Source organism: Parapusillimonas sp. JC17, from assembly GCF_052180245.1.
Classification (GTDB): domain Bacteria; phylum Pseudomonadota; class Gammaproteobacteria; order Burkholderiales; family Burkholderiaceae_B; genus Parapusillimonas.
Genome location: NZ_CP197474.1, coordinates 1,092,607 through 1,114,274, shown reverse-complemented (window position 1 = coordinate 1,114,274; position 21,668 = coordinate 1,092,607). Strand labels below are relative to the sequence as shown.

Here is a 21,668-nt window from a genome sequence, read left to right as displayed (position 1 = left end):
CACATGGCCGCAATCCGTGCGATCATCTATCAGCTGTTCCTGATCGTCACCGTCATCCCCTATGCTTTTGCCTGCATCCTGTGGTCGCCTCTGCCCCTGAAGTGGCGCTACCGGCTCACAGCGGGCTGGCCGCGCCTGGCCGTCTGGGGCGCAAAAGCGATATTGGGCATCAAGTGGCAATTGAAAGGCGCCGAGAACTTTCCGGACGGCCCGGCCATCCTTCTTTCCAAGCACCAGTCCGCCTGGGAGACCCTGTTCTTTCCGGCCTATATGCCGCGCGAACTTTGCTTCGTCTACAAAAAAGAATTGCATTGGGTGCCCTTCTTCGGCTGGGGCCTGGCGCTGCTGCGCATGATCCCCATCGACCGGTCCAAAGGCCGCGACGCGTTCGAACAAGTGGTGCGCACGGGCCAGGAACGCATCAATGAAGGACGCTGGCCGATTCTCTTCCCTGAAGGAACGCGGATTCCTCCCGGCAAAGAAGGGCGCTACAAGATGGGCGGAGCCCTGCTGGCCGCGCGCACCGGCACGCCCATCATTCCCGTCGCCCACAACGCGGGCGAATGCTGGCGCCGTAACGCTTTCATCAAGAAACCGGGCATGGTCACGGTTTCCATCGGGCCGGTCATCGACCCGGACGGCCTGGATGCCGCCGAACTCAATCAGAAAGTCCGAGACTGGATCGAGGGCGAGATGCGGGTGCTGAACCCCGAGCGCTATGGACTCGGCTGAACAGTTCCCCTTGTTTCCCGATATGCCTGCCCCCACGGACGCGGTCTCGACACCGACCACCAAGCCGCGGCCTGCCGGGCCCGCGGCATTGAGGCCCAGTGCCGTCATACCCATAGTCCGTCCGCCCACCTTGCCCGTCAATGCCCGCTGGCGCGAGGTAGACGCGCCGCAGCAGGCCATCGGCTTCGTGCTGCGCCGGTCAAGGCGCAAGAGCATAGGCCTGGTGGTCAACGACGACGGGTTGCAAGTGACGGCACCCAATTGGGTCACCTTGAGCCAGATCGATGCCGCGGTGGCCGAGAAAGCGCATTGGATCCTGAGCAAGCTGCGCGCCCTCCAGACCAGGCAGCAACAGCTCGCGACCGCTGAAACACAATGGCAGGACGGCGGCAGCATTCCCTACCTGGGAACCCGTATCGTCCTGCGGCTGGACGGCGCCCAGAAGAAATCCGGGTTCAGCGGCAGCATCCATGCGCCGCAAGCCGGAGACAGCCTTTGCCTGCCTCTGCCGGCGAACGCCGACCGGGATCGCATCCGGGACAGTGTGCATGCCTGGCTGCAGCAACAGGCACGCGACCTCTTCGGCGAGCGCCTGGCCTTCTTCCTGGAGCGCAGCGGCCTCACGATGCGGCGCTGGCGCCTTTCCTCGGCAGCGACCCGCTGGGGCTCATGCAGCAGCGACGGCAATATCATGCTCAATTGGAGGCTGATACACTTCGGGAAGGACGTCATCGACTACGTGGTCGCGCACGAAATCGCTCATCTGTGCGAAATGAACCACAGCAAAGACTTCTGGCGCGAGGTCGACCGCATCCTTCCCGGCTTCGAACGCGCGCGCGAGGCGCTGCGCCGGCATGATCCCGGCACATTGCCATTGATCTGACACCCCATCCTTTCATCCCTCGTCAAGGAGATTTTGATGCGTTTACTACATACCATGCTGCGCGTGGGCGACCTTGATCGCTCGCTGGCCTTCTACACCGATGTCCTGGGCATGAAACTGCTTCGCCGCAAGGATTATCCGGACGGAAAATTCACCCTGGCCTTCGTCGGCTACCAAGAAGAAAGCGAAGGCGCGGTCATCGAGCTGACCCATAACTGGGATACCGACCGCTACGACCTGGGCAATGGCTACGGCCACATTGCACTGGAGGTCGAAGACGCCTATGACGCCTGTGCCCGCATCAAGGAAAAAGGCGGCAACGTCACGCGTGAAGCCGGCCCCATGAAGCACGGCCAGACCGTCATCGCCTTCGTCGAAGACCCGGACGGCTACAAGATCGAGCTCATCCAACGCAAATCCCGCGTCGATTGAGACGTGCGGGGGGGCAGACCCCATGCGGGGTCTGACCCCGGGCATCGTGAAGGAGGGGTCAGACCCCGTACGGGGTCTGACCTCGTGCAGCGTGAAGGTGGGGTCAGACCCCGTACGGGGTCTGACCCCTGCTCGGTCCGTCATGGGGTCTGACCCTTCCGCCCCCTGGCGAATTCGCCCGGCGCGAAATCATTCACCTCGATCACCCGGGCAACGGCGGCCTCGGCGGCTTCGATGGCGTCGGCCTGTGCCTGCGAGATTGCGCCCTTTTCATAAGCCAGCCGCCAATCCTTCAACCCCGCATGGCGAACCCGGTCCAAGATGGGCTGCGCTTCGATCATCAGCTCGTACGCACGTTCCAATTGTTCTACCGCCGGGCTGTCATGGCCTTCCCACACGGCGCCGACGAGCCGGTCGCGTGTGTCGGAAGGTTCGAGCAATATGTTGGCGCAAGCCGCCATCAGGGCGTCGTCCGGAGCGCCAGCGGACATTCCGGGCGGCAGCAGCATGGCGCGCAACGCCAAGGCCAGGCCGCGCGCGGGCAGGTTGTGCAAGACATCGCTCAGGCGCTTTTCTATTGTGCAGAAGCCCTGTTGGGCGCAAAGCCGCAACAGGGGCAGATCGGACTCATGACGGCCTTCGTCGTGCCAGCGCTTGAGCACCGCCGACACGAGAAAGAGCTCGGCAAGAATGTCTCCCAGACGCGCGGACAGCATTTCCTTGCGCTTGAGCGAACCGCCCAGGCTCAGCAAGGCAGCTTCGGAAACCAGCGCAAACGCGGACGCGTAGCGCCCGAGCCGCCGGTAATAGCCCGATGCCGGTCCAGCCCGGCCCGGGGCTGACGCAAACAGGCCCGCGGTCCAGGCATGGCCGACCGCGCGCAAGGCATTCTTGGCGCCATGGGCAAGGTGCTTCCAGATCAAGGCGTCGAAAGCATCCTGGCCCGCCGCCTGGTCGGGATTGCCGAGCGCAAACACTTCCTCCATGAGGTAGGGATGCGACCGGATGGCCCCCTGCCCGAATACGATGAGGCTGCGCGTCAGGATGTTCGCACCCTCTACGGTGATGGCCACCGGCAGTGCGCGATACAAATTGCCCAGGTAATTGTCCGGACCGTCGATGACGGCCTTGCCGGCATGCACGTCCATGGCGTCGTTCACCGACTGCCGCATGCGTTCCGTGGCATGCAGCTTCATGATGGCGGATATCACGGCGGGCTTGCATCCGAGATCGAGGCCTGCGCAGGTATAGCGCCTTGCCGCCTCGACCAGGTAGGCATTGGCCGCGAGCCTGCCCAGCTTTTCCTGCACGCCCTCGAAACGCCCCACCGGTATTCCGAATTGCGTACGCACCCGGGCATACGCGCCGGCCGTGTGGGCGGTGAACGTGCATGCCGCCGCGGACAAGGAAGGCAGCGATATGCCGCGCCCGGCGGCCAGCGCGCTCATGAGCATCTGCCAGCCCCGGCCGGCTTGCGAGACGCCCCCGATCAGGGCGTCGATGGGAACGAAGACATCCTTGCCTTCGGTTGGCCCGTTCTGGAATGCCTGCATGGCGGGAAGGTGGCGACGCCCGATGGACACGCCGGGAAGATTCGTGGGAACCAGCGCCACCGAAATGCCGGGCTCCGCCTGCGAACCGATCAAGGCATCGGGATCGTAGAGCTTGAAAGCCAGGCCGAGCACTGTCGCGACCGGGGCCAGGGTGATGTAGCGCTTGCGCCAGTTCAGCCTTATGCCCAGGGTTTCCACGCCATCGACGACCTGCTTGCAGACCACGCCGGTATCGGTCATTGACGCCGCATCCGAGCCCGCTTCCGCACTGGTCAGCCCGAAGCAGGGAATTTCCTGGCCACGGGCAAGCCTGGGCAGCCAGTAATCCCGCTGTTCCTGCGTGCCGAACTGCATGAGCAGTTCACCGGGGCCCAGAGAATTAGGGACCATCACGGTGACGGCGGCCGTTACCGAACGTACGGAGATCTGCCGCACAGCTTCGGAGTGAGCGTAGGCGGAAAAACCCAGGCCGCCGTACTCTTGCGGGATGATCATTCCGAAGAAACCCTGCTCTTTCATGAAGGCCCAGACCTCGGGCGGAAGATCGCCGTCGCGCCAGACGATGTCCCATTCATGGAGCATGTGGCAAAGCTGCGCCACGGGGCCGTCCAGGAATTCCTGCTCCTGCGGCGAAAGACGTGCCCGCGGCAGGTCCAGCATGGCGTTCCAGTCCGGCTTGCCGGAAAAAAGCTGGGCATCCCACCATACATCGCCGGCTTCGATGGCTTCGCGCTCGGTCGCCGACATGCGCGGCATGGCGTCGCGTGCCAGCCGGTAAAGGGGTTCCGTCAGCCACCGACGACGCAGGGATCTCCAGTTCATGTTGCTTCCTCTTTACGAACTACTCTCGGGCAAGCCATTATCCCTCGAAAGCCGACGAAATGGGCAGGCCGCGCCATGCCAGGAGCGCCAGAGTCTGCGACAATCGCATCTGCCGTCCATTGTTTTCCGGTCCCATGCTCAACGCCCTCTGGCTCGCCTTCTTCATCCTGGCTTCAATCGCCGGACTCTTCCAGTGGCTCGTCCTGAACGACGCGCAAGTCTTCACGCGCATCGTGCAAAGCCTCTTCGACATGGCGGCGCTATCGGTCAGCCTCATGATCCTGCTGTTCGGAACCCTGACCTTATGGCTGGGCTTCTTGCGCATCGCCGAATCCGCGGGCCTGATCGATCTTCTCGGCCGGGCGCTCACACCCTTGTTTCGCCGCCTCATGCCCGGCGTGCCGGCCGGCCACCCCGCCATCGGTCTCATCACGCTGAACTTCGCGGCGAACGGTCTGGGCCTGGACAATGCGGCCACGCCAATAGGGCTGCGCGCCATGCGCGAGCTTCAGACGCTCAATACGGCGGAGCCGGAAGCGGCCAGCAACGCGCAGATTCTTTTCCTCGTCCTGAACGCGTCCTCGCTCACGCTGCTTCCGGTCAGCATCTTCATGTATCGTGCGCAACAAGGAGCCAGCGATCCAACGCTGGTGTTCCTGCCCATTCTGCTGGCCACATCGGCGTCGTCGCTGGCCGGCCTGCTGTCCGTGGCGTTCATGCAAAGGCTCAAGCTGCATGATCCGGTGGTGCTGGCCTGGCTGGGCGGCCTGGTGTTGATACTGGCCGGCTTCATGGCCGTCCTCGCAACGCTCAGCAGCGCCGCCATCGCGGCGACGTCCTCGCTTCTGGGAAATCTCACGCTGTTCGGCATCATCATGATTTTCCTGCTGGCGGGCGCCTACAAGAAAGTCCCGGTATATGAACGCTTCGTGGAGGGCGCCAAAGAGGGATTCGAAATTTCCAGGAATCTTCTTCCCTATCTCGTTGCCATGCTATGCGCCATCGGCGTGCTTCGAGCGTCCGGCGCCCTGGATGTCGCACTCGACGGAATACGGTGGATCGTCCAGGCGGCAGGCCTGGACGGCCGATTCGTCGACGCGCTTCCCACTGCGCTGGTCAAGCCGTTCTCGGGCAGCGCAGCCCGTGCCATGCTCATTGAAACCATGCAGCATTTCGGCGTCGACAGCTTTCCCGCCCTTCTGGCCGCGACCATACAGGGCAGCACGGAGACCACCTTCTATGTGCTGGCGGTTTATTTCGGCGCGGTCGGCATACAGCGCGCGCGCCACGCAGTGGGTTGCGCCCTGATCGCCGATCTGGCCGGCGTGCTGGCCTCCATCGGCATATGCTATTGGTTCTTTGGTTGAAGCGGAGGAAGGGGTCAGACCCCGTACGGGGTCTGACCCCGCTGATTGGCCTTATTGATCACGCAAGACGCCGGCATCCACCAGCGCATCGGCAAGGTCCGTGAATTGCTCGACGGACAGCTCTTCCGCGCGCGCGGTTTCCTGTATTCCCAAGGCTTCCCACTGAATGGCGTCCGCCCAATCCGACAGCCCCCGCCGTAGCATCTTGCGGCGCTGCGCGAAGGCACGGGCGACAAGCGTCTCGAACGCCTTGTCGCTCCTGGGCTTGCGGCGCCCTTCGGGCAAGGGCACCATGCGCACCACGGCCGAAACGACCCTGGGTGGCGGATCGAACGCCTCGGGCGCGACATCGAACAGCTTGGTCATGCGGTAGCGCGACTGCAGCATGATCGACAGGCGGCCGTAGTCGGCCGTCGAGGGCCGCGCCACCATGCGATCGATGACTTCCCGCTGCAGCATGAAATGCTGATCCACGACCTGGCCCGCGCAATGCATCAAATGAAACAGCAAGGGGCTGGAAATGTTGTAGGGCAGATTGCCCACGATGCGCAGGCCGGTGCCCAAAGCGGAAAAGTCCACGTTCAGGGCATCGCCTTCCACGACGGTCAGTCTTTCAGGCGGATACTGGCGGCGCAGGCGCCCTGCGAGATCGCGATCGATCTCGACCACGGTCAGGTGGTCGAGTTCCCGCATCAGCGGCCCTGTCAGGGCCGACAGTCCCGGGCCGATCTCCACCATTTTGTCATCCGGCCTGGGCGCGATGCTGCGGACGATGGATTCGATGACGCCTTCGTCCGTCAGGAAGTGCTGGCCAAATCGCTTGCGCGCCTGATGAGCCATACGGATCAGCGTCGCCCGCTGCTGGATTGCGGATCGAGCCGGTTATCGATATACGCCTGGCCCCGCAACTGCCCCAGCCAGTCTTCAAACGCCGGCCCCACGCGCTGCTCGAACAGGAACTGCCTGGCCTGCATGCGCCTGAACTCGTTCTCCATGTTCTTCGTGCGCCGCTCGAGGACCTGGATGATATGCCAGCCGAACTGGGACTTCACCGGCGGGCTGATTTCATTGATGTCGAGCTCGTTCATGGCCTGCTCGAAGGCGGGTACGGTCTCGCCCGGCGTCAACCAGCCCAGATCGCCGCCCTGAGGCGCCGTGGCGTCTTCGGAATAGCGTCTGGCCAGCGTCTCGAAGCTTTCGCCGTGGGCGAGGCGCTCGCGCAACTGCGTCATGCGCGCTTCGGCCTTCTCATCCGACATGACCTTGCTGGTCTTGATCAGGATATGGCGCGCATGGGTTTGGGTGACCATCATCGGGCCCTGCTCCGGGATGGCAGGCTGCGCAAGCGTCGGGGCCGGCGCCTGGGCGGGTGCCGACGCCGGCTGCCCCCCGCGGTCGCCCCGGGTCAACACTTTGAGAATATGGAAACCGTTGCCGCTTTGCACGATGCCGCTGGTTTCACCGGTCTGGAGATCTTGCGTCGCCTTCACGAAGAGATCGGGCCAGCCTTCGACGGGACGCGTGCCCATCACCCCGCCTTCAAGCGCCTCTGGTCCGTCGGACGATGCCGCCGCCACGCCGGCGAAGTCGGCGCCCGAGCGTATGCGCGCCAACAGCCCTTCCGCCTTCTTGCGCAACTCCTGCACACGGGATGCCGGCGCCCCTTCGGGCACCACGACGAGAATCTGCGCGAGACCGAGGATCCGCGGGCGATTTTGCTGGGCCGCCGCGGGGGCCGCCGCAGGAGCGGGCGCGCTTGACGGCTGCGAGCCGCTGGGACGCTGGCCCTGGGTCTTCAGGAAGGCATCGACCTCGGCGTCGGAAATGGTGATCGTGTTGTCTACCGCACGCTGGCGCAGCATGTCCGAACGCACGTCCTGGCGCAAGGTCTTGAGATAGTCCTGCCAACTGATGCCCGAACTTTCGATTTCCTGGCGCAGCTTGGCCGGCGTAATGCGGTTGCGCTGTGCAATGGTGTCGAGCGCGCGGTCGAGGTGCTCGTCGGTAACGCGTATGCCCAGGCGCTCAGCCTCCTGGCGCTCGAGTTCTTCGGTGATCATCCGCTGCAGCACCTGACGCTGCAAGGCGTCCTGCGGCGGCACCGGAATGCGCTGGCGCTCCAGCTCCTTGCGCGCCATTTCAGATTCGGTGCGCACTTGATGCAAGGTGATGACCTGCTTGTTGACGACGGCGGCGATGCCGTCGACGAAGCGCTGCGACGATGCCTGGCTGGAGGCATCGGGCTTGGCCGCCGGCGTGGCCGCCAGAACGGCGCTCGAACAAAAAGCGCCCATCGTGGCCAGCAGGATGGGAGCCAGCCGGCGCTTGGCATGCGGACTACGCATTATTCGTACCTCTCGAAAGTGGTTTTCTCAGCTATTGGTGTAGTGACGGATTGATAGCCGGCCACACGTTCGCGCAGCAGACGCATGGGGTCGGTGCCGATGGAACCCAGGCCGGACAGCTCGAGCTGGAAGAACATGGCGGTATTCACATCTTCCCTGGACACCGCGTAACGCTGCATCACGACACGCGCCGTCCAGCAGCAATCGCCCTTGTATTCCAGGCCGAAAATCGACTGCGTCGACCGCTTCTCCGCAAGGGAATAGTCGAATCGGCCGACCGCATACAGCTTGTTCGCCAGCGGCCATTGACCCGCCAGAGAGACTTGCTCTTTGGTGGCGTCCACGTAGCCGGGCTGTATCTGAACCTGCGGATCGATGACTTGCCGCGGATCCCGTTTGTACCGATAGGAAGCGGACAGCGACGCAAGCCGCTTGGGCTCCCAGCGCACCCCGGCCGTCATGCGGTTGCGGTCGCGGGATTCCGGATTGTACTGGGCATCGAATCGAACGAAGAACTTGTCGGTAAGCGCCGCGCTGGCGGCGAAGAGATAATCGGACTTGGTCTTCGTGCGGGTCTGATCACCGGGATACAGAGTAACCAGTTGATCGCGGAAGTAGATGCGCTGTGCGGCCGAAAGCGACAAGCGCTCGAAGCCGGACTCTTCATCCAGCCAGCGGGTGGTCAGGCCGATGGTCAGCTGATCGGCATCGGCGATGCGGTCCCAGCCGCCACTGAAGATGTTCTCGTCGAAGGCCTGAGCGAAGTTGAAATCCGCATAATAGGTATCGAAGACCGGGATTTCGGACTGGTCGCGATACGGCACCCGCAGATAGTAAAGGCGGGGTTCGAGGGTCTGGATGGCGGCGTTCCCGAACAGCGATGCCTCGCGCTCGAAGGTCATGCCCGAATCCACCGAGACGATGGGCAGGATGCGCGATTGCGTGCGCGGCCCGGGTACGGATGCCGGCGTGAACGGTGCCGCGAACCCATGCCAGTCGGTCGAGTATTGGCTAAGGTGCAGACCCGCCTTCGGAGTCAGGTACCAGCCGGCCCGCACGATGGGGTAGGACACCGAGGTGTAGGAACTGAAACGGGTGCCGTCGTACGACTGGTAGGGTTGCAGCCCCGCGGATTGAGCCGGATACGGGTGGGTGCCGTACTTGAACTTCGGCATCACGAAACGGGTCGCGTAGTTGTCCGAACGCACGTCGAAGCCGCCCCAGTTATACCTGGCGCCCTGGACATACAGTTCGGGCAGCCTGTCGTATTGGGGAAGGAGATAAGCCCCGCTTTTATCCTGCAGCGTTTGATACGTATGCGCATACAGGGAAGCGTGGAAATACTTTTGCCCGCTCCAGTTCAGGCCCGCACTGCTGGGCAGATAGGTATAGCTGGATTCGCTCAGGCCGAAAGACGAAAAGTCGCGAAAGTAATCGTCGTCGGAAACGCGGCGTACATCCAGGCTGGCGCTGAGCCCTTCCCCCAGGCTGTGCACATGCTGCAGCGCGTAGTACCATCGCTTGCGATCCGCCGCCCGGTCATTGGGCAGGTAAGTGCCGTAAAACTGGCCGCCGTAATTCCGGCCGAGATAGCGGAATTCCGCGCCCATCTGCAGGCCCCGCTTGCTGAGATAGCGTGGGATCAGCGTGAGGTCGTAATTGGGCGCGAGATTGAAATAATACGGAACGGAAACCTCGAATCCGCCGCTGCTGGATGTCCCGTAGGTGGGCAGCAGGAAGCCCGACTTGCGCTCCTTGCGGACCGGAAAGCTGAGGTAAGGCGAATAAAGGATGGGGAAATCCTTGAAATACAGGACGCCGTGGCGGGCAATGCCCTCGTTTTCCTCGAAATGCAGGTCGACCTTGGGCGACTTGATGTACCAGGCAGGGTCGGGGCAGGGGCAGCCTGAATAATTGACGTCGGTAAGCCGCATGTGGTCGCGGCTGAACATCTCGGCCCTGGCGGCGCTGCCTGCCCCGCCCGTGGCCCCGAGCCAGAAATCCGGTTCGGTGATCTCCCCGGTTTCCTTATCGATGTTGTAGTCGAGAGCCGGTCCGGTGATCAGGCTTGCATCTCGCAATATGAGGCCGTTGCCGCGCACCCGGACTTCACCGGTGGATCGCTGGTAATCGATTCTATCGCCCTTGACGATCGAGTCTATGCGCCGGACTTCCGCCTTGCCCGTCAGGACCACCCGGCCATCTTGATCGTTTTCGATCTGGTCCGCCACAAGAAAGGTGGACATATCGTTTTCATCGATATTCTTGTGCACCTGCAGCTTGGGGGCGATCTGCAGCTCTTTCAACGCTCCGCCCGCGGCAGTCTGCGACTGCTGCGCCTGTACCGCGGGTACGGCCCCGACGGCTAAAAGAATTGCCCACCAAACCAATCGCACGAGAATTGTGTCTCCTGAAAACAGACCATATTTTGGCACAGCAGCCAAACCGCTACGATTGGCAACCCGGTATTATAGAGAAGCCGGCGCACACGTGGTTAAAGCGCGCCTTACTTTTCCGCCCCTGATTTTCTACCATGAAACCTGATTTGAATTCCAGCGCAGATGTCCGACTCGTTGAATTGAAGGCCTGGCTGCAAAGCCTCGCCCCCGCACATGGCCTGAATCTGCAAACATTGCGTCCGGCCTCCAGCGACGCCAGCTTCCGCCGGTATTATCGCCTCGAAGGCGGCCCGGGCACGGTCATCGCCATGGACGCCCCGCCCCGGCATGAAGACTGCCGCCCCTTCATGAAGGTCGGCAAACTGCTGGAGGATGCGGGCCTGAATGTCCCCAGGATACTGGCCGAAAATCTTGAGTCGGGCTTTCTCCTGCTTTCCGACCTGGGAGAACAAACGTTTTACCAGGCCATACAGGCGGGGATGGACGACCAGCGGCTGCAGGCGCTATACCGAGGCGCGCTCAAGGCGCTGGTGCACATGCAGGCGATTCCTGCCGCAAGCCTGCCTGCCTATGATGCCGGCCGCCTCATGCAGGAACTGACCGTTTTTCCCGAATGGTATGCAGCCACCCATTGCCAAGCCGGCCTCGGCAAGGCGGAACTTGCCGCCTTGCAGGCCGTCTTCACCGCGCTGGTCGAAGACAATGCCAAGCAGCCCGTCGTCCTCGTTCACCGCGACTTCCACTCGCCCAACCTCATGCTGGGCCCGTCCGACCAGGAGCCCGGCATCATCGACTATCAGGACGCCCTTGCCGGTCCCATCAGCTACGACATTGCCTCGCTGGTGATGGATGCGCGCACGACCTGGGAAGAGCCGCAGCAACTGGACTGGGCGATCCGCTACTGGGAAGCGGCCAAAGCAGCGGGCCTGCCCATTGCAAGCGACTTCGCCGACTTCCATCGTCAATACGAATGGATGAGCCTGCAGCGCAACCTTCGCATCCTGGGCGTCTTCGCCCGCCTGTCGCACCGTGATGGAAAACATGGTTATCTGGACCACATCCCCCGCGTATCGGCCTATGCCAGACAGGTCGCCGAACGATACGGACCGCTACGCCCGCTGCTGCGCATCCTGGACAAGATCGAAAACCGGCAAGTCGTGACAGGATACACATTCTGATGCGGGCCATGATACTGGCCGCCGGACGCGGCCTGCGCATGCGCCCGCTCACCGACCATACCCCAAAGCCCTTGCTTGAAGTCGGCGGGAAGCCGCTCATCGCCTGGCACATCGAAAGACTGGTCGCCGCCGGCATCCCCGACATCATCATCAATCATGCCTGGCTTGGGCAGCAGATCGAACAGCGCCTGGGAGACGGCCGCCAGTTCGGCGCGCGCATATCGTATTCGCCCGAAGCCTCGGCGCTGGAAACCGCAGGGGGGATCGCCCAGGCGATGGAGTTCTTTCAAAACGAAGCCTTCATCGTGATCAACGGCGATATCTGGTGCGACTGGAATCCCAGCCAGGCGCCCGCCCTTGTCGCCAGCCTGCACGCGCAGTCCGCCCTTGCCTGCCTGATCCTGGTCGACAATCCCGCACACCACCCGGCAGGGGATTTCGAACTCTTGCCGTCCGGCATCCTGCGCGACGCAGACAGACAGGCCGGCCGGCCGACGTTGACCTTTTCAGGCATAGGCGTGTATCACCCCGCACTGTTCGATTCCGTGCCGAAAGGCAAGCCCGCCGCATTGGCGCCTCTGCTGCGCCTGGCCATGCAGGACGGAAAAATCAGGGGCCGCCGGCATGAGGGCAGCTGGGTCGACGTGGGTACCCCCGAACGCTTGGCGGAACTAAATCGCGGCCACGGGTCCAACAGACTTTCGCCCTAGTGTCATGCAAATGGACACGTTACACTAGGGTCCGTCTTTCATGCGGGCAATGTTTCAAAAATTGCCTATAAGAAACCAGAATCGCCAAACGGCCCGGTGCGCCGGCGATCCAGTCTATGCTTTAAAGTTTTTCGGCAAGCGGCTCGATGGGAAGCAGCCTCTTGCGAGCAATACAGGAATATTTATCCATGTTCGGTTCCTCTAAACGCAACGTCTTCAAGCCCACAGCCTATGGTACGACGCGCCGTTCGCGGCGCGTTCCCCGGTGGCTGATGCTGATGCTGACGGGCGTGGTGCTCGGTTCCGGGGGTCTGCTTTTTCTGCAAAAAAGCTATGGCCCCACGCGCCTCACTGTCGAACAGTCGGAACAATTGCACTACGAACTGAACAGCGTGAAGATGGACAAGCAACGGCTGCAGACTCAAGTCAATCAGCAGGCCCGGGAACTCACCGATGCGCGCAGCAAGCTCGAATCCCAGTCCAGCGAAGTCCAGGAGGCGCGCGCCTTCGTGGACAAGGCCAAGAAAGACCTGCAGTTGTTCATTGACGCCATGCCGGCCGATCCGCGCGGCACGTCGCCCGGCATTCGCGCTGCTTCTTTCCGCGACGGCAATGGCCAGCTCGAATATGAAATTCTGGTCATGCAGGACGAAGGCAAGACCGAACTGTTCAGCGGAGAAGTCGCGCTCGTCGTGGCGGGGCGCTATACCAACGGCAAGAATGCCAACATCGATCTGCCGCCCTTCGGCATCGAACTGGAACGCTACACCTATACGCAGGGCCACGCCCCGCTGCCCGACGGCTTCTCGCCACGCCAGGTCACCATCAAGATCACACGCGAAGGCTCGAACAAGCAGGTCGCCACGCGCACCCTGCGTGTAGCCCGATAGGCATCAACAAAGAAGCGGCTTGAAGCCGCTTCATTGTTGACGGGCCGCCCAAAGACAACCATATCCGTCCGAGGCCGAGTCCGGGCACAGGCCCTGGCCTGTGCCCGGCGCATCAGAATGCGGGCACGATGGCCCCCTTGTATTTTTCGTTGATGAACGCACGGGTCTCCGGGCTGTTCAGCGCCTCGACCAGTTGCTTGATGGCGGGGTCGTCCTTCTTCGCCTCGGTCGTGACCACGATGTTCGCATAAGGGGAATCCGCACCTTCAATGAATAAGGCATCCTTGACCGGATTCAATCCCGCTTCGAGCGCATAGTTGGTATTGATGAGAGCAATGTCCACATCGGGCAGAACGCGCGGCAGCGTGGCGGCTTCCAACTCGCGGAACTTCAGCTTCTTGGGATTGTCGACCACATCTCGGGCCGTCGCCAGAATGTTGGATGGATCCTTCAGCTTGATCAGGCCTTGGGCCTGCAGCAGGAGCAAGGCGCGCGCGCCGTTGGATGGATCGTTGGGCAATGCCACTTGCGCGCCTTCCTTCAGGTCCTTGATGTCCTTGATCTTGGAAGAATACGCGCCGAAAGGCTCGACATGCACCAGCCCGACGCTTACCAGTTGCGTCTTGTGTTCTTTGTTGAACGAATCCAGATAAGGCTTGTGCTGGAAGAAATTGACGTCGATCTGGCCATCCGATACCTGCTGGTTCGGCTGCACATAATCGGTGAATACCTTGATGTCGAGCTCCACGCCCTTCTTGGCCAGGACCGGCTTGACCAGCTCGAGCAGCTCCGCATGCGGAACCGGCGTTGCCGCCACGCTCAGCTTGGCTGCCTGGGCTGCGCCAACGGTAAACAGCGCGGCCGCCGTGAGCGCCAATACAGGCGCAAATTTCTTCAAGAACATAAAAAACTCCTAGATAACGTTATTTCCGGTTCAGTCTGGCGACGAGCCGGTCGCCAAAAACCTGCAACACCTGAACCATTACTACAAGCATGACCACCGTCACAACCATGACGTCGGTCTGGTAACGCTGATAGCCGAAGCGCAAGGCGAGATCGCCCAAACCGCCCCCGCCGATGACGCCGGACATGGCCGAATAGCCGACCAGCGCGATGGCGGTGACGATGATCGCCGCGACGATTCCCGTCGTGGCCTCCGGAATCAAGGCCAGGAGCACCGTCTGGCGCGAGTTCGCGCCCATGGCGCGGCAGGCCTCTGATACGCCGGGATCCAGCTCGCGCAATACGTTCTCGACCAGCCGGGCGAAGAATGGCGCCGCACTGACCACCAGCGGAGGCACGGCCCCCTGCACGCCCAGCGACGTGCCGGCGAGGACCCGCGTAAACGGGATCATCACGATGAGCAGTATCAGGAAAGGCACCGACCGCAGCACGTTGACGATGAAAGAAAGCACGTGATAGACAGGCCCATTGTCGAGCATCTGGTGCTTGCTGGTAAGAAAAAGCAAGATTCCCAGCGGCAGGCCGATGAGAATGGTGAACAGCAGGGAAAAGCCCGTCATGAGCAAGGTGTCGATGGTGGCTTCACCGATCAGTGCCCAATCTATATTGGCAAGCATCATGGCCTCAATACCTCGCACTCCACGCCTTCGGTGGCAAACAGGCCGGCCAGTTGATCGAGGCCCGTCTCGGCGCCTTGAGCCGAGACCACCAATTGCCCATACGGCGTGTCCTTTATGCGACTGACCGAGCCTTGCAATATGCTCAGATCCAGGTTCAGTTCGCGGCTTGCGCGGCTCAGCATAGGCTGCACGGTCGCATCGCCCCGGAAGCTCAACCTCAGCAGGCGGCCCTGTACGCTTTGCGCCAGCTCGCGCCAGCCTTCGGCGTCCATGCCGCTTTCGCTGAGCAGGGACTGAGTGACGGCGTGCCGCGGATGCAGGAATACGTCCAGAACATCCCCGTTCTCGACAATGCGGCCGGCATCGATGACCGCCACCCGATCGCACACGGCCCGTATGACGTCCATGCCATGGGTGATCAGCACAATAGTGAGCCCCAGGCGCTTATTGATGTCGAGCAGCAGCCGCAATATGGACTGCGTCGTTTCGGGATCCAGGGCGGATGTGGCCTCGTCGCACAGCAAGAGCTCCGGCCGATTGGCGAGCGCGCGGGCGATGCCGACCCTTTGCTGCTGCCCGCCGGACAATTGGCGCGGATACTTGCCGGCGTGTTCGCTCAGGCCGACCAGCGCCAGCACCTCACGCGCGCGCTCCAGTTGCTCGCGACGCGCCATGCCTGCCAGCCGCAGCGGAAAGCATACATTGTCAATGACGGTGCGCGAGCGCAGCAGATTGAAGTGCTGGAAGACCATGCCAACGCTTTGGCGGTACTGCCTCAGGCGGGCATCCGAAAACTGCGTGATGTCCTGCCCCTTGATCCAGACCTCGCCCTGGGTGGGACGCTCAAGCAGATTGAGCATGCGTATGAGCGTGCTCTTGCCCGCCCCCGAACGCCCGATGATGCCGAAGACCTCTCCCTGGCGGATATGCAGGTCCACACCGTCGAGCGCATGCGAAACGCGCCCCGGAGACTCGTAGGTTTTACGGATGTTCTTCAGGTGAATCAAAGTGCGGACTTGCTTAATTTAGGCATGATTGGGCAGGATGGAGCGTTAATTTAACATAACCACAATATTATTTTTTGCGATTCAATATTGTTTTAAGCTATATGAAATGTACGGAAAATTATGAGAACGGCGTGCGCTCGCCCCAAACCGCCAAAAGGTTTGCCGCTCAGTGAAAGGCCACGGTGTCCGGCCGGCCGCTCAGGTCAAGGCTCGCCCTGCGAGCCGGCATCCGGCTGACCACACGGCCGTTACGCACGACCGCCAGGCGCGCAGGACGCAGGCGCAAGGCATCGATCGGACTTGCCGCGTCCAGCACCACCAAATCGGCCTTGCAACCCGGTGCGAGCCCATACCCATCCAGGCCCAGGATACGGGCGGGAATGGCCGTCACCGCGTCAAAGCACTGCTGCATGGCCGCGCGACCGGTCATTTGCGCCACATGCAGACCCATATGCGCCACATCGAGCATGTCCGCGGAGCCCAGGCCATACCATGGGTCCATGACGCAATCATGCCCGAATGCGACATCGATGCCCGCTGCCAGGAGCTCGGGTACGCGCGTCATGCCGCGACGCTTGGGATAGGTATCGGATCGCCCTTGCAGCGTGATGTTGATCAGCGGATTCGCCACGACCGTCATGCCGGATTCCCGCATCAGCGGAATCAACTTGCTGACGTAGTAGTTGTCCATGGAATGCATGGACGTCAGGTGCGAGCCATTGACCCGCCCGGCCATGCCGAGGCGATGGGTTTGCGCGGCAAGCGTCTCGACATGGCGCGACAAGGGATCATCGGATTCGTCGCAGTGCATGTCGACCCGCAAGCCTTTCTCGGCGGCGAATTCGCATAGCTGCCGCACCGATTCCGCACCATCCGCCATCGTTCGCTCGAAATGCGGAATGCCGCCGACCACGTCCACGCCCATTGCAATGGCGCGCTTGATGTTGTCGAATGCGCCCTGGTGGCGAAGCAGGCCGTCCTGGGGAAAAGCGACCAGTTGCAAGTCCAGGTATGGGGCCACGCGGCGCTTCACTTCCAGAAGGGCCTCGACTGCCAGCAGGCGCGGATCAGACGTGTCCACATGCGAACGTATGGCCAGCAGGCCTTGGGCCACCGCCCAATCACAGTACGCGAGCGCACGTTCGATGATGGCATCTTGCACAAGCGTGGGCTTGAGTTCGCTCCATAGCGCAATACCTTCGAGCAGGGTCCCCGACTCGTTGACGCGCGGCATGCCGTAGGTCAGCGTCGAATCCATATGAAAATGCGCGTCGACGAAAGGCGGGCTGGCCAGGCAGCCCGCAGCATCGATTTCCTGCGCGGCCTCCATGCCCAGGCCCTGCTGGACCGCGACAATGCGCCCCTGCGAAATACCGATGTCCACACCCCGGTTTCCGTCCGGCAGATTTGCGCGGCGGACGATCAAATCCATAGACGCCATGTCAGCACTGCTCCTTGATGATGCGGTTTGATTGACTGGGATATTCTATTGCAACAGGAGGAAGGGGTCAGACCCTGCAGGGGGTCTGACCCCCGAAGTTCTTTTGAATGGGGTCAGACCCCATACGGGGTCTGACCCCGAAATCCGCCCGAAGCACGTTGAATGGGGTCGGACCCCGTATGGGGTCCGACCCCTTCAATACATGGTCTTCTGTATGCGCTCAGGCAGATCAGAGTCGTACTTTGCGCCGTCGATTTCCGCATTGCTCAGTGTCTCCAGCATGGCCCCGACGCTTGGCAACGAGCTGCGCTCTACATGTAGCGTCGAATCCCAAAGCCGGGACCGGAGAACGGCCCGTGAGCATTGGAAAAACACCTTCTTCACCTTGATGATCAGCACGGACGAAGGCAGCTTGCCATTCAAGGAAAATTGCTCCAGCAAATCCGGGGCGGTAGAGATTTCCGCCACGCCGTTTATGCGCAGCGTTTCGCCTACGCCCGGTATCAGGAACAGAAGGGCTACCCTCGGGTCATGAATGATGTTGCGCAGGCTGTCTAGCCTGTTATTTCCGCGGCGATCCGGAAGCAATATGGTTTTCTCGTCGCAAACGCGGATGAATCCCGCCGGATCACCCCTGGGCGACGCGTCAGGCCCGTCAGGCCCATGGGTGGCCAGGACTGCAAAGGGCGATGCCTCGACCAGCTTCCTGTAGTGAGGATGAATGTAATCGACCTCTTTCTTGATGGAAGCTATCGAAGGATGGCCATAAACCGCCTGAAGGGTCTCAAGATCGGCAATCCGGTAAGTCGTATTCGGGTCACTCAAGGCTTCAATCCCTGTTCAAATGCTTAGGTTCCGCGCCCTTGACGCGCAACGCATAATCATAGGAGCAGATTACCGTGCGCGGGAATATTCCGGGCATACGTTTGGGCATACGTTTGGGCGTACGTTTGGGCGTACAGTTGAGCATACGACACACAACAAAAAGCCGCCCCGTAAAGGAAGCGGCTGATTGCTTGATCTTGCTAGAATTCGTTGGTGGGTCGTGCGCGGCTCGAACGCGCGACCAACGGATTAAAAGTCCGGTGCTCTACCGACTGAGCTAACGACCCGACGCGAAGAACGAGATTATGACGTTTTCCTATAAGCCTGTCAAATCAATGACGAACCATATTGCCATGCCACAGACCATACGCCTCAACATTCTGTCGGACCTGCACCTTGGCAAGGCCGGCATGCCTCTGCCGCACACCAAGGCGGACATCGTCATTCTCGCGGGCGATATTGCGCGCCCGGAGCGGGCGATCGAGTGGGCGATGGGGTTCGACAAGCCGGTGCTGTATGTGCCGGGCAACCATGAGTTCTATGGCGGCAGCATAGACGGCACCATTGAAGAGCTGTTCCGGCTTACCGAAGGCACGCATATCCGGCTGCTTCATAACCAGCAAGCCTGCCTGCATGGCATCCGCTTTCTGGGCAGCACGCTCTGGAGCGATTTCAATCTGGAAGGCAATGGCCCGGCTCGCGAAATGGCGATCGCGCAGGCACTGCGGCTGACCTACGACTACTCGAGGATCAAATCGCCTGCAAGCCCTCAAGGGCTGCTGACGCCGCAAGAGATCGAAAGCCTGTTCGCCGACAACCGGACCTGGCTCGAAGGCAAGCTCAGCGAACACCATGACGGCCCCACGGTGGTGATCACGCATCATGCGCCCTCGCCGCGCAGCATTCATCCGCGCTTCGCCGATTCCGCCATCAATACCTGTTTCGTCTCCAATAACGAAAACCTGATGGGCGCGGACCGCGTAGCCCTATGGATACATGGGCACACTCATAATAATTTCGACTACACGGTCGCCGGCACGCGCGTCCTCTGCAATCCGCGCGGCTATGTCATGGGCGACAAGGCCGAAAACCCCGACTTCAAGCCAGGGCTTGTCGTAGAGATAAACGGACAAAGGGGTCAGGCCCCGAACGGGGTCTGACCCCTTGTTAAAGGTCCGAGCCTGGGGTCAGACCCCATGCGGGGTCTGACCCCCTACCCTATCGAGCTCTTGAAATACGCACCTCGGCACCACGCCGCTTGACCTCCAGCCCTTCGGACGGAAGTATGCGCAGCCCTTCCAGGCCTTTGATATAGCTGGATCCCTGCATCTGCATGACGCGTATCTTGTTGCGCATGACGACGGGACTATGCTCAGGCATGCCGAACATCCAGACTTCGTCCAGGATGCGGGCCGAATTGAACTCGCCCGAATGCTGGACCGTGGGCCCAAGGCAGAGCATATGGCCTTCGCGCCCGAAGATCGGCAGGGTATCGAGCTCCGCCTGGACGGTCAGGGTGGCGCCGCCTTCGTAGCGCCAGCCAGTATTGAGATCCCACCATGCGTCGCCTTGCGGCAGGTATACCTGCGCTTCCTTGCCCGGCTTGAGCACGGGAGCCACCAGCAGTGCCGGACCCAGCATGTATTGGGTATCCCAGGCCTGAGCCAGGGTATCGCCGGGAAAGCAAAGTGCCATGGACCGCTGTACCGGCAGCCCGGTGCGGACCGCGTCTTCGATGATGCCCAATACGTAGGGAATGAGCCGATAACGCCACTGGAGCCAGTGCCGGACGAGCTCGCGGGTGTGATCGTCGAAGCCCGACGGAAGCAGCTGCGGCAGGCCCTGGAATCGGAAGTTTCCGGAAAATACGTTCATGGCGAGCCAGCGCACATACAGTTCCGGCGTCATGCCTTCCAGAGAATGCTTTGCCGATCCCAGCGCATGCGTCTGCATGGGGATGCCGCTATCGCCCAGCGAAAGCGCGGTGCGCAAGGAATGCTCCATGGCCGCCCAATCGTTGCCGATACAGAAGCCGTCCTGCCAGGCGAAGCGCTGTGCCGACGGGAACAAGTCCGTGCTGCAGATTACGCCTTCCTGCGGTGTCTTGTGCCCCGCAACGGCGTCGAACAGCGCCTGCCGGGCCAACAGCGGATAGACGGTGCGCAACACCGCGCCGGTTTCGCCGCCCCGGGCGGTGATGCCGTCCGGGATGTCGAACCGCGCGTCGCAGGCGGGCGCAGTCAGGCCTTCATCCACGAGCTGGCGGTGGCGCTCCGACCATAACTTGAAGACATCCTTGTTGGTCAGATCGAGCAGCCCGAAGGACTTGCCGCCGGTGACCTCGGTACCAGGAAAGACATGCGCTTCGCCGTCGTCGTTGATGAGCAGCCAGCCGCGGTCTTCCCATTCGGCGAAAAGCCCGGTATCGCTCAATACGCCAGGAAAGAATGGTGCCGCCACCTGCATGTTCAGCTCTTGGAAGCCGGCGAACATGGCTCGCGAATCGGGCACGCGGGCCGCGTCCCATTCGAATGCCGGCTTGTCGGCCTGGAACCCGCAAGCGGCGGGCGGTGCAAGGCGCACGACGTCCAGCCCCCATTCCTGGCTTCGGAACTCGCGGATGATATCCAGCGTATCGGCCAGCGACTGGCCTTCGGCTTGGTCCAGCCATACGCCCATCGGCCACAGACCGGGCTGTCCGGCCCGGCCGGTCAGCGCGGTGTACTGATTGAGGATCTCGGACGGTTCGCCCGCAAAGAGATAGGCATCCAGCAGCGCATCGTGAACGGTCACGCGATAGCTGTCGTCCTGGCCGCTGTCGAAATCATGCTCGACCCGTCCCAGCGTATTGAAGTACACGCCCCAGCCCTTGGTGCTCCATATCAGGGGCAGCGACCGGGCGTCTATGTCGTCGGACACCAGGCATGCACCCCGCCGATCAAGTTCGCCGCCGGTTTCGCCGCCGCCATGCAAGGCGTCGTCGCCGTCGAGGTCCAGGCATAGGTGCCATTGGGGGTCGTCGTCGCTTCCACCAAGCGACAGGGCTTCACCCGCCCGGCTGCTTACCAGACAATCGCCGCCCCGATATACCGAAAACTGAAGAGGGCTGGGTTGAATCTCGAGGACGATATCTCCTTGCTCCAGCCGCCAGCCTTGCTGGGGCGATTCTGCAATGGACGACACCACGATCTCGCCGATGGATTCTTGCCGGGCGATCAGCATCTCGGCATGGGCGCGCTTGCGGGGGCTGGGCTTGTCGGGGTGCAGGACGCTTTGCGGCCCGCAACGCAAGCGGTATACACCCGGCGCCGTGGCCTCGACCTGCAATTGCAGGTCGCCGCCCTCCACCGAAAAATCGGCATGCGTCGATTTCGAGGCCAGGAATTCAAGGGTGTCAATTTGCGTCACGTGATCAAGGTCGGACTTGGGCGGCACAGCGCAATCCTCGGGGCTTACGCCCAAAAAAGCATCAAAAGCCATTATTCTGACCGATTTAAACCA

18 protein-coding genes and 1 tRNA gene are annotated in these 21,668 nt (G+C 61.8%); 8 read left to right on the top strand and 11 right to left on the bottom strand.

Going from position 1 to position 21,668, the window contains the following annotated elements; all coding sequences use genetic code 11:
- Positions 1-3: 3 nt before the first annotated feature.
- Genes ACSBPU_RS05375 through gloA form a run of 3 tightly spaced genes read left to right on the top strand, consistent with a single transcriptional unit; the run spans position 4 to position 2,047 of the window.
- Positions 4-732, top strand: coding sequence for a lysophospholipid acyltransferase family protein (locus tag ACSBPU_RS05375; RefSeq protein WP_442596233.1), 729 nt, complete (start codon positions 4-6; stop codon positions 730-732).
- Positions 719-1,615, top strand: a complete 897-nt coding sequence (locus ACSBPU_RS05370; RefSeq protein ID WP_442596231.1) for a M48 family metallopeptidase — start codon at positions 719-721, stop codon at positions 1,613-1,615. The genes ACSBPU_RS05375 and ACSBPU_RS05370 overlap by 14 nt, the downstream gene beginning before the upstream one ends.
- A gap of 36 nt (positions 1,616-1,651) precedes the next feature.
- Positions 1,652-2,047: a lactoylglutathione lyase gene (gene gloA / locus ACSBPU_RS05365; protein ID WP_180067637.1), complete on the top strand. Its 396-nt coding sequence runs from the start codon at positions 1,652-1,654 to the stop codon at positions 2,045-2,047.
- 140 nt (positions 2,048-2,187) lie between these two features.
- Here the strand turns inward: gloA and ACSBPU_RS05360 are convergent, their stop codons facing one another.
- Positions 2,188-4,422, bottom strand: coding sequence for an acyl-CoA dehydrogenase (locus ACSBPU_RS05360; RefSeq protein ID WP_442596228.1), 2,235 nt, complete (start codon positions 4,420-4,422; stop codon positions 2,188-2,190).
- Positions 4,423-4,556: 134 nt separating this feature from the next.
- On the opposite strand from ACSBPU_RS05360, the gene ACSBPU_RS05355 reads away from it, so the two are divergent.
- The gene (locus ACSBPU_RS05355) at positions 4,557-5,789 is read left to right on the top strand and encodes a spore maturation protein (protein WP_180067635.1); all 1,233 of its coding nucleotides are present in this window, start codon (positions 4,557-4,559) and stop codon (positions 5,787-5,789) included.
- Between the two features lie 51 nt (positions 5,790-5,840).
- On the opposite strand, the gene rsmA is transcribed toward ACSBPU_RS05355, so the two are convergent.
- Genes rsmA through ACSBPU_RS05340 form a run of 3 tightly spaced genes read right to left on the bottom strand, consistent with a single transcriptional unit; the run spans position 5,841 to position 10,530 of the window.
- Positions 5,841-6,629: a 16S rRNA (adenine(1518)-N(6)/adenine(1519)-N(6))-dimethyltransferase RsmA gene (gene rsmA, locus ACSBPU_RS05350; RefSeq protein WP_442596226.1), complete on the bottom strand. Its 789-nt coding sequence runs from the start codon at positions 6,627-6,629 to the stop codon at positions 5,841-5,843.
- Positions 6,630-6,634: 5 nt separating this feature from the next.
- Complete coding sequence (locus ACSBPU_RS05345; RefSeq protein WP_442598246.1) at positions 6,635-8,137, bottom strand: peptidylprolyl isomerase; 1,503 nt, start codon at positions 8,135-8,137, stop codon at positions 6,635-6,637.
- A complete protein-coding gene (locus ACSBPU_RS05340; protein ID WP_442596224.1) occupies positions 8,134-10,530 on the bottom strand; it encodes an LPS-assembly protein LptD in 2,397 nt (798 codons plus the stop codon). Before ACSBPU_RS05340 ends, ACSBPU_RS05345 begins: the two co-directional genes overlap by 4 nt.
- 137 nt (positions 10,531-10,667) lie before the next feature.
- Between ACSBPU_RS05340 and ACSBPU_RS05335 the strand changes: the two genes are divergently transcribed.
- From ACSBPU_RS05335 to ACSBPU_RS05325, 3 genes are all read left to right on the top strand, one after another.
- Positions 10,668-11,711, top strand: a complete 1,044-nt coding sequence (locus ACSBPU_RS05335) for an aminoglycoside phosphotransferase family protein (RefSeq protein ID WP_442596222.1) — start codon at positions 10,668-10,670, stop codon at positions 11,709-11,711.
- Positions 11,711-12,421 carry an N-acetylmuramate alpha-1-phosphate uridylyltransferase MurU gene (murU, locus tag ACSBPU_RS05330; protein WP_442596220.1) on the top strand — a complete coding sequence of 237 codons (711 nt, stop codon included), beginning with the start codon at positions 11,711-11,713 and terminating at the stop codon, positions 12,419-12,421. Before ACSBPU_RS05335 ends, murU begins: the two co-directional genes overlap by 1 nt.
- A gap of 188 nt (positions 12,422-12,609) precedes the next feature.
- A complete protein-coding gene (locus ACSBPU_RS05325) occupies positions 12,610-13,311 on the top strand; it encodes a hypothetical protein (protein ID WP_180067630.1) in 702 nt (233 codons plus the stop codon).
- Positions 13,312-13,423: 112 nt separating this feature from the next.
- On the opposite strand, the gene ACSBPU_RS05320 is transcribed toward ACSBPU_RS05325, so the two are convergent.
- The 6 genes from ACSBPU_RS05320 to ACSBPU_RS05295 form a co-directional block, all read right to left on the bottom strand.
- Complete coding sequence (locus ACSBPU_RS05320) at positions 13,424-14,215, bottom strand: MetQ/NlpA family ABC transporter substrate-binding protein (RefSeq protein WP_180067629.1); 792 nt, start codon at positions 14,213-14,215, stop codon at positions 13,424-13,426.
- A 19-nt stretch (positions 14,216-14,234) separates the two neighbouring features.
- Positions 14,235-14,894 carry a methionine ABC transporter permease gene (locus ACSBPU_RS05315; RefSeq protein ID WP_442596217.1) on the bottom strand — a complete coding sequence of 220 codons (660 nt, stop codon included), beginning with the start codon at positions 14,892-14,894 and terminating at the stop codon, positions 14,235-14,237.
- Positions 14,891-15,901 carry a methionine ABC transporter ATP-binding protein gene (locus tag ACSBPU_RS05310; protein WP_442596215.1) on the bottom strand — a complete coding sequence of 337 codons (1,011 nt, stop codon included), beginning with the start codon at positions 15,899-15,901 and terminating at the stop codon, positions 14,891-14,893. The genes ACSBPU_RS05315 and ACSBPU_RS05310 overlap by 4 nt, the downstream gene beginning before the upstream one ends.
- 166 nt (positions 15,902-16,067) lie before the next feature.
- Positions 16,068-17,333 (bottom strand): amidohydrolase family protein, encoded by a 1,266-nt coding sequence (locus tag ACSBPU_RS05305; protein WP_442598244.1) that lies wholly within the window; start codon positions 17,331-17,333, stop codon positions 16,068-16,070.
- Between the two features lie 204 nt (positions 17,334-17,537).
- Positions 17,538-18,167: a pyridoxamine 5'-phosphate oxidase family protein gene (locus tag ACSBPU_RS05300; protein WP_442596213.1), complete on the bottom strand. Its 630-nt coding sequence runs from the start codon at positions 18,165-18,167 to the stop codon at positions 17,538-17,540.
- A 211-nt stretch (positions 18,168-18,378) separates the two neighbouring features.
- Positions 18,379-18,454 (bottom strand) — tRNA-Lys (locus tag ACSBPU_RS05295).
- A 66-nt stretch (positions 18,455-18,520) separates the two neighbouring features.
- Between ACSBPU_RS05295 and ACSBPU_RS05290 the strand changes: the two genes are divergently transcribed.
- Complete coding sequence (locus tag ACSBPU_RS05290) at positions 18,521-19,327, top strand: metallophosphoesterase (protein WP_442596211.1); 807 nt, start codon at positions 18,521-18,523, stop codon at positions 19,325-19,327.
- Positions 19,328-19,385: 58 nt separating this feature from the next.
- Here ACSBPU_RS05290 and ACSBPU_RS05285 read toward each other — a convergent pair whose 3' ends face one another.
- On the bottom strand, positions 19,386-21,602 hold the full coding sequence (locus ACSBPU_RS05285) for a glycoside hydrolase family 31 protein (RefSeq protein WP_442596209.1): 2,217 nt from the start codon (positions 21,600-21,602) through the stop codon (positions 19,386-19,388).
- Between the last annotated feature and the right edge of the window lie 66 nt (positions 21,603-21,668).

What these genes read in the sequence shown, in the direction of transcription:
- ACSBPU_RS05355 (WP_180067635.1), top strand. Translation starts at nt 4,557, where the DNA reads ATGCTCAACGCCCTCTGGCTCGCCTTCTTCATCCTGGCTTCAATCGCC.
- ACSBPU_RS05315 (WP_442596217.1), bottom strand. Translation starts at nt 14,894, where the DNA reads ATGATGCTTGCCAATATAGATTGGGCACTGATCGGTGAAGCCACCATC.
- rsmA (WP_442596226.1), bottom strand. Translation starts at nt 6,629, where the DNA reads ATGGCTCATCAGGCGCGCAAGCGATTTGGCCAGCACTTCCTGACGGAC.
- ACSBPU_RS05320 (WP_180067629.1), bottom strand. Translation starts at nt 14,215, where the DNA reads ATGTTCTTGAAGAAATTTGCGCCTGTATTGGCGCTCACGGCGGCCGCG.
- murU (WP_442596220.1), top strand. Translation starts at nt 11,711, where the DNA reads ATGCGGGCCATGATACTGGCCGCCGGACGCGGCCTGCGCATGCGCCCG.
- ACSBPU_RS05360 (WP_442596228.1), bottom strand. Translation starts at nt 4,422, where the DNA reads ATGAACTGGAGATCCCTGCGTCGTCGGTGGCTGACGGAACCCCTTTAC.
- ACSBPU_RS05290 (WP_442596211.1), top strand. Translation starts at nt 18,521, where the DNA reads ATGCCACAGACCATACGCCTCAACATTCTGTCGGACCTGCACCTTGGC.
- ACSBPU_RS05325 (WP_180067630.1), top strand. Translation starts at nt 12,610, where the DNA reads ATGTTCGGTTCCTCTAAACGCAACGTCTTCAAGCCCACAGCCTATGGT.
- gloA (WP_180067637.1), top strand. Translation starts at nt 1,652, where the DNA reads ATGCGTTTACTACATACCATGCTGCGCGTGGGCGACCTTGATCGCTCG.
- ACSBPU_RS05335 (WP_442596222.1), top strand. Translation starts at nt 10,668, where the DNA reads ATGAAACCTGATTTGAATTCCAGCGCAGATGTCCGACTCGTTGAATTG.
- ACSBPU_RS05305 (WP_442598244.1), bottom strand. Translation starts at nt 17,333, where the DNA reads ATGGATTTGATCGTCCGCCGCGCAAATCTGCCGGACGGAAACCGGGGT.
- ACSBPU_RS05375 (WP_442596233.1), top strand. Translation starts at nt 4, where the DNA reads ATGGCCGCAATCCGTGCGATCATCTATCAGCTGTTCCTGATCGTCACC.
- ACSBPU_RS05370 (WP_442596231.1), top strand. Translation starts at nt 719, where the DNA reads ATGGACTCGGCTGAACAGTTCCCCTTGTTTCCCGATATGCCTGCCCCC.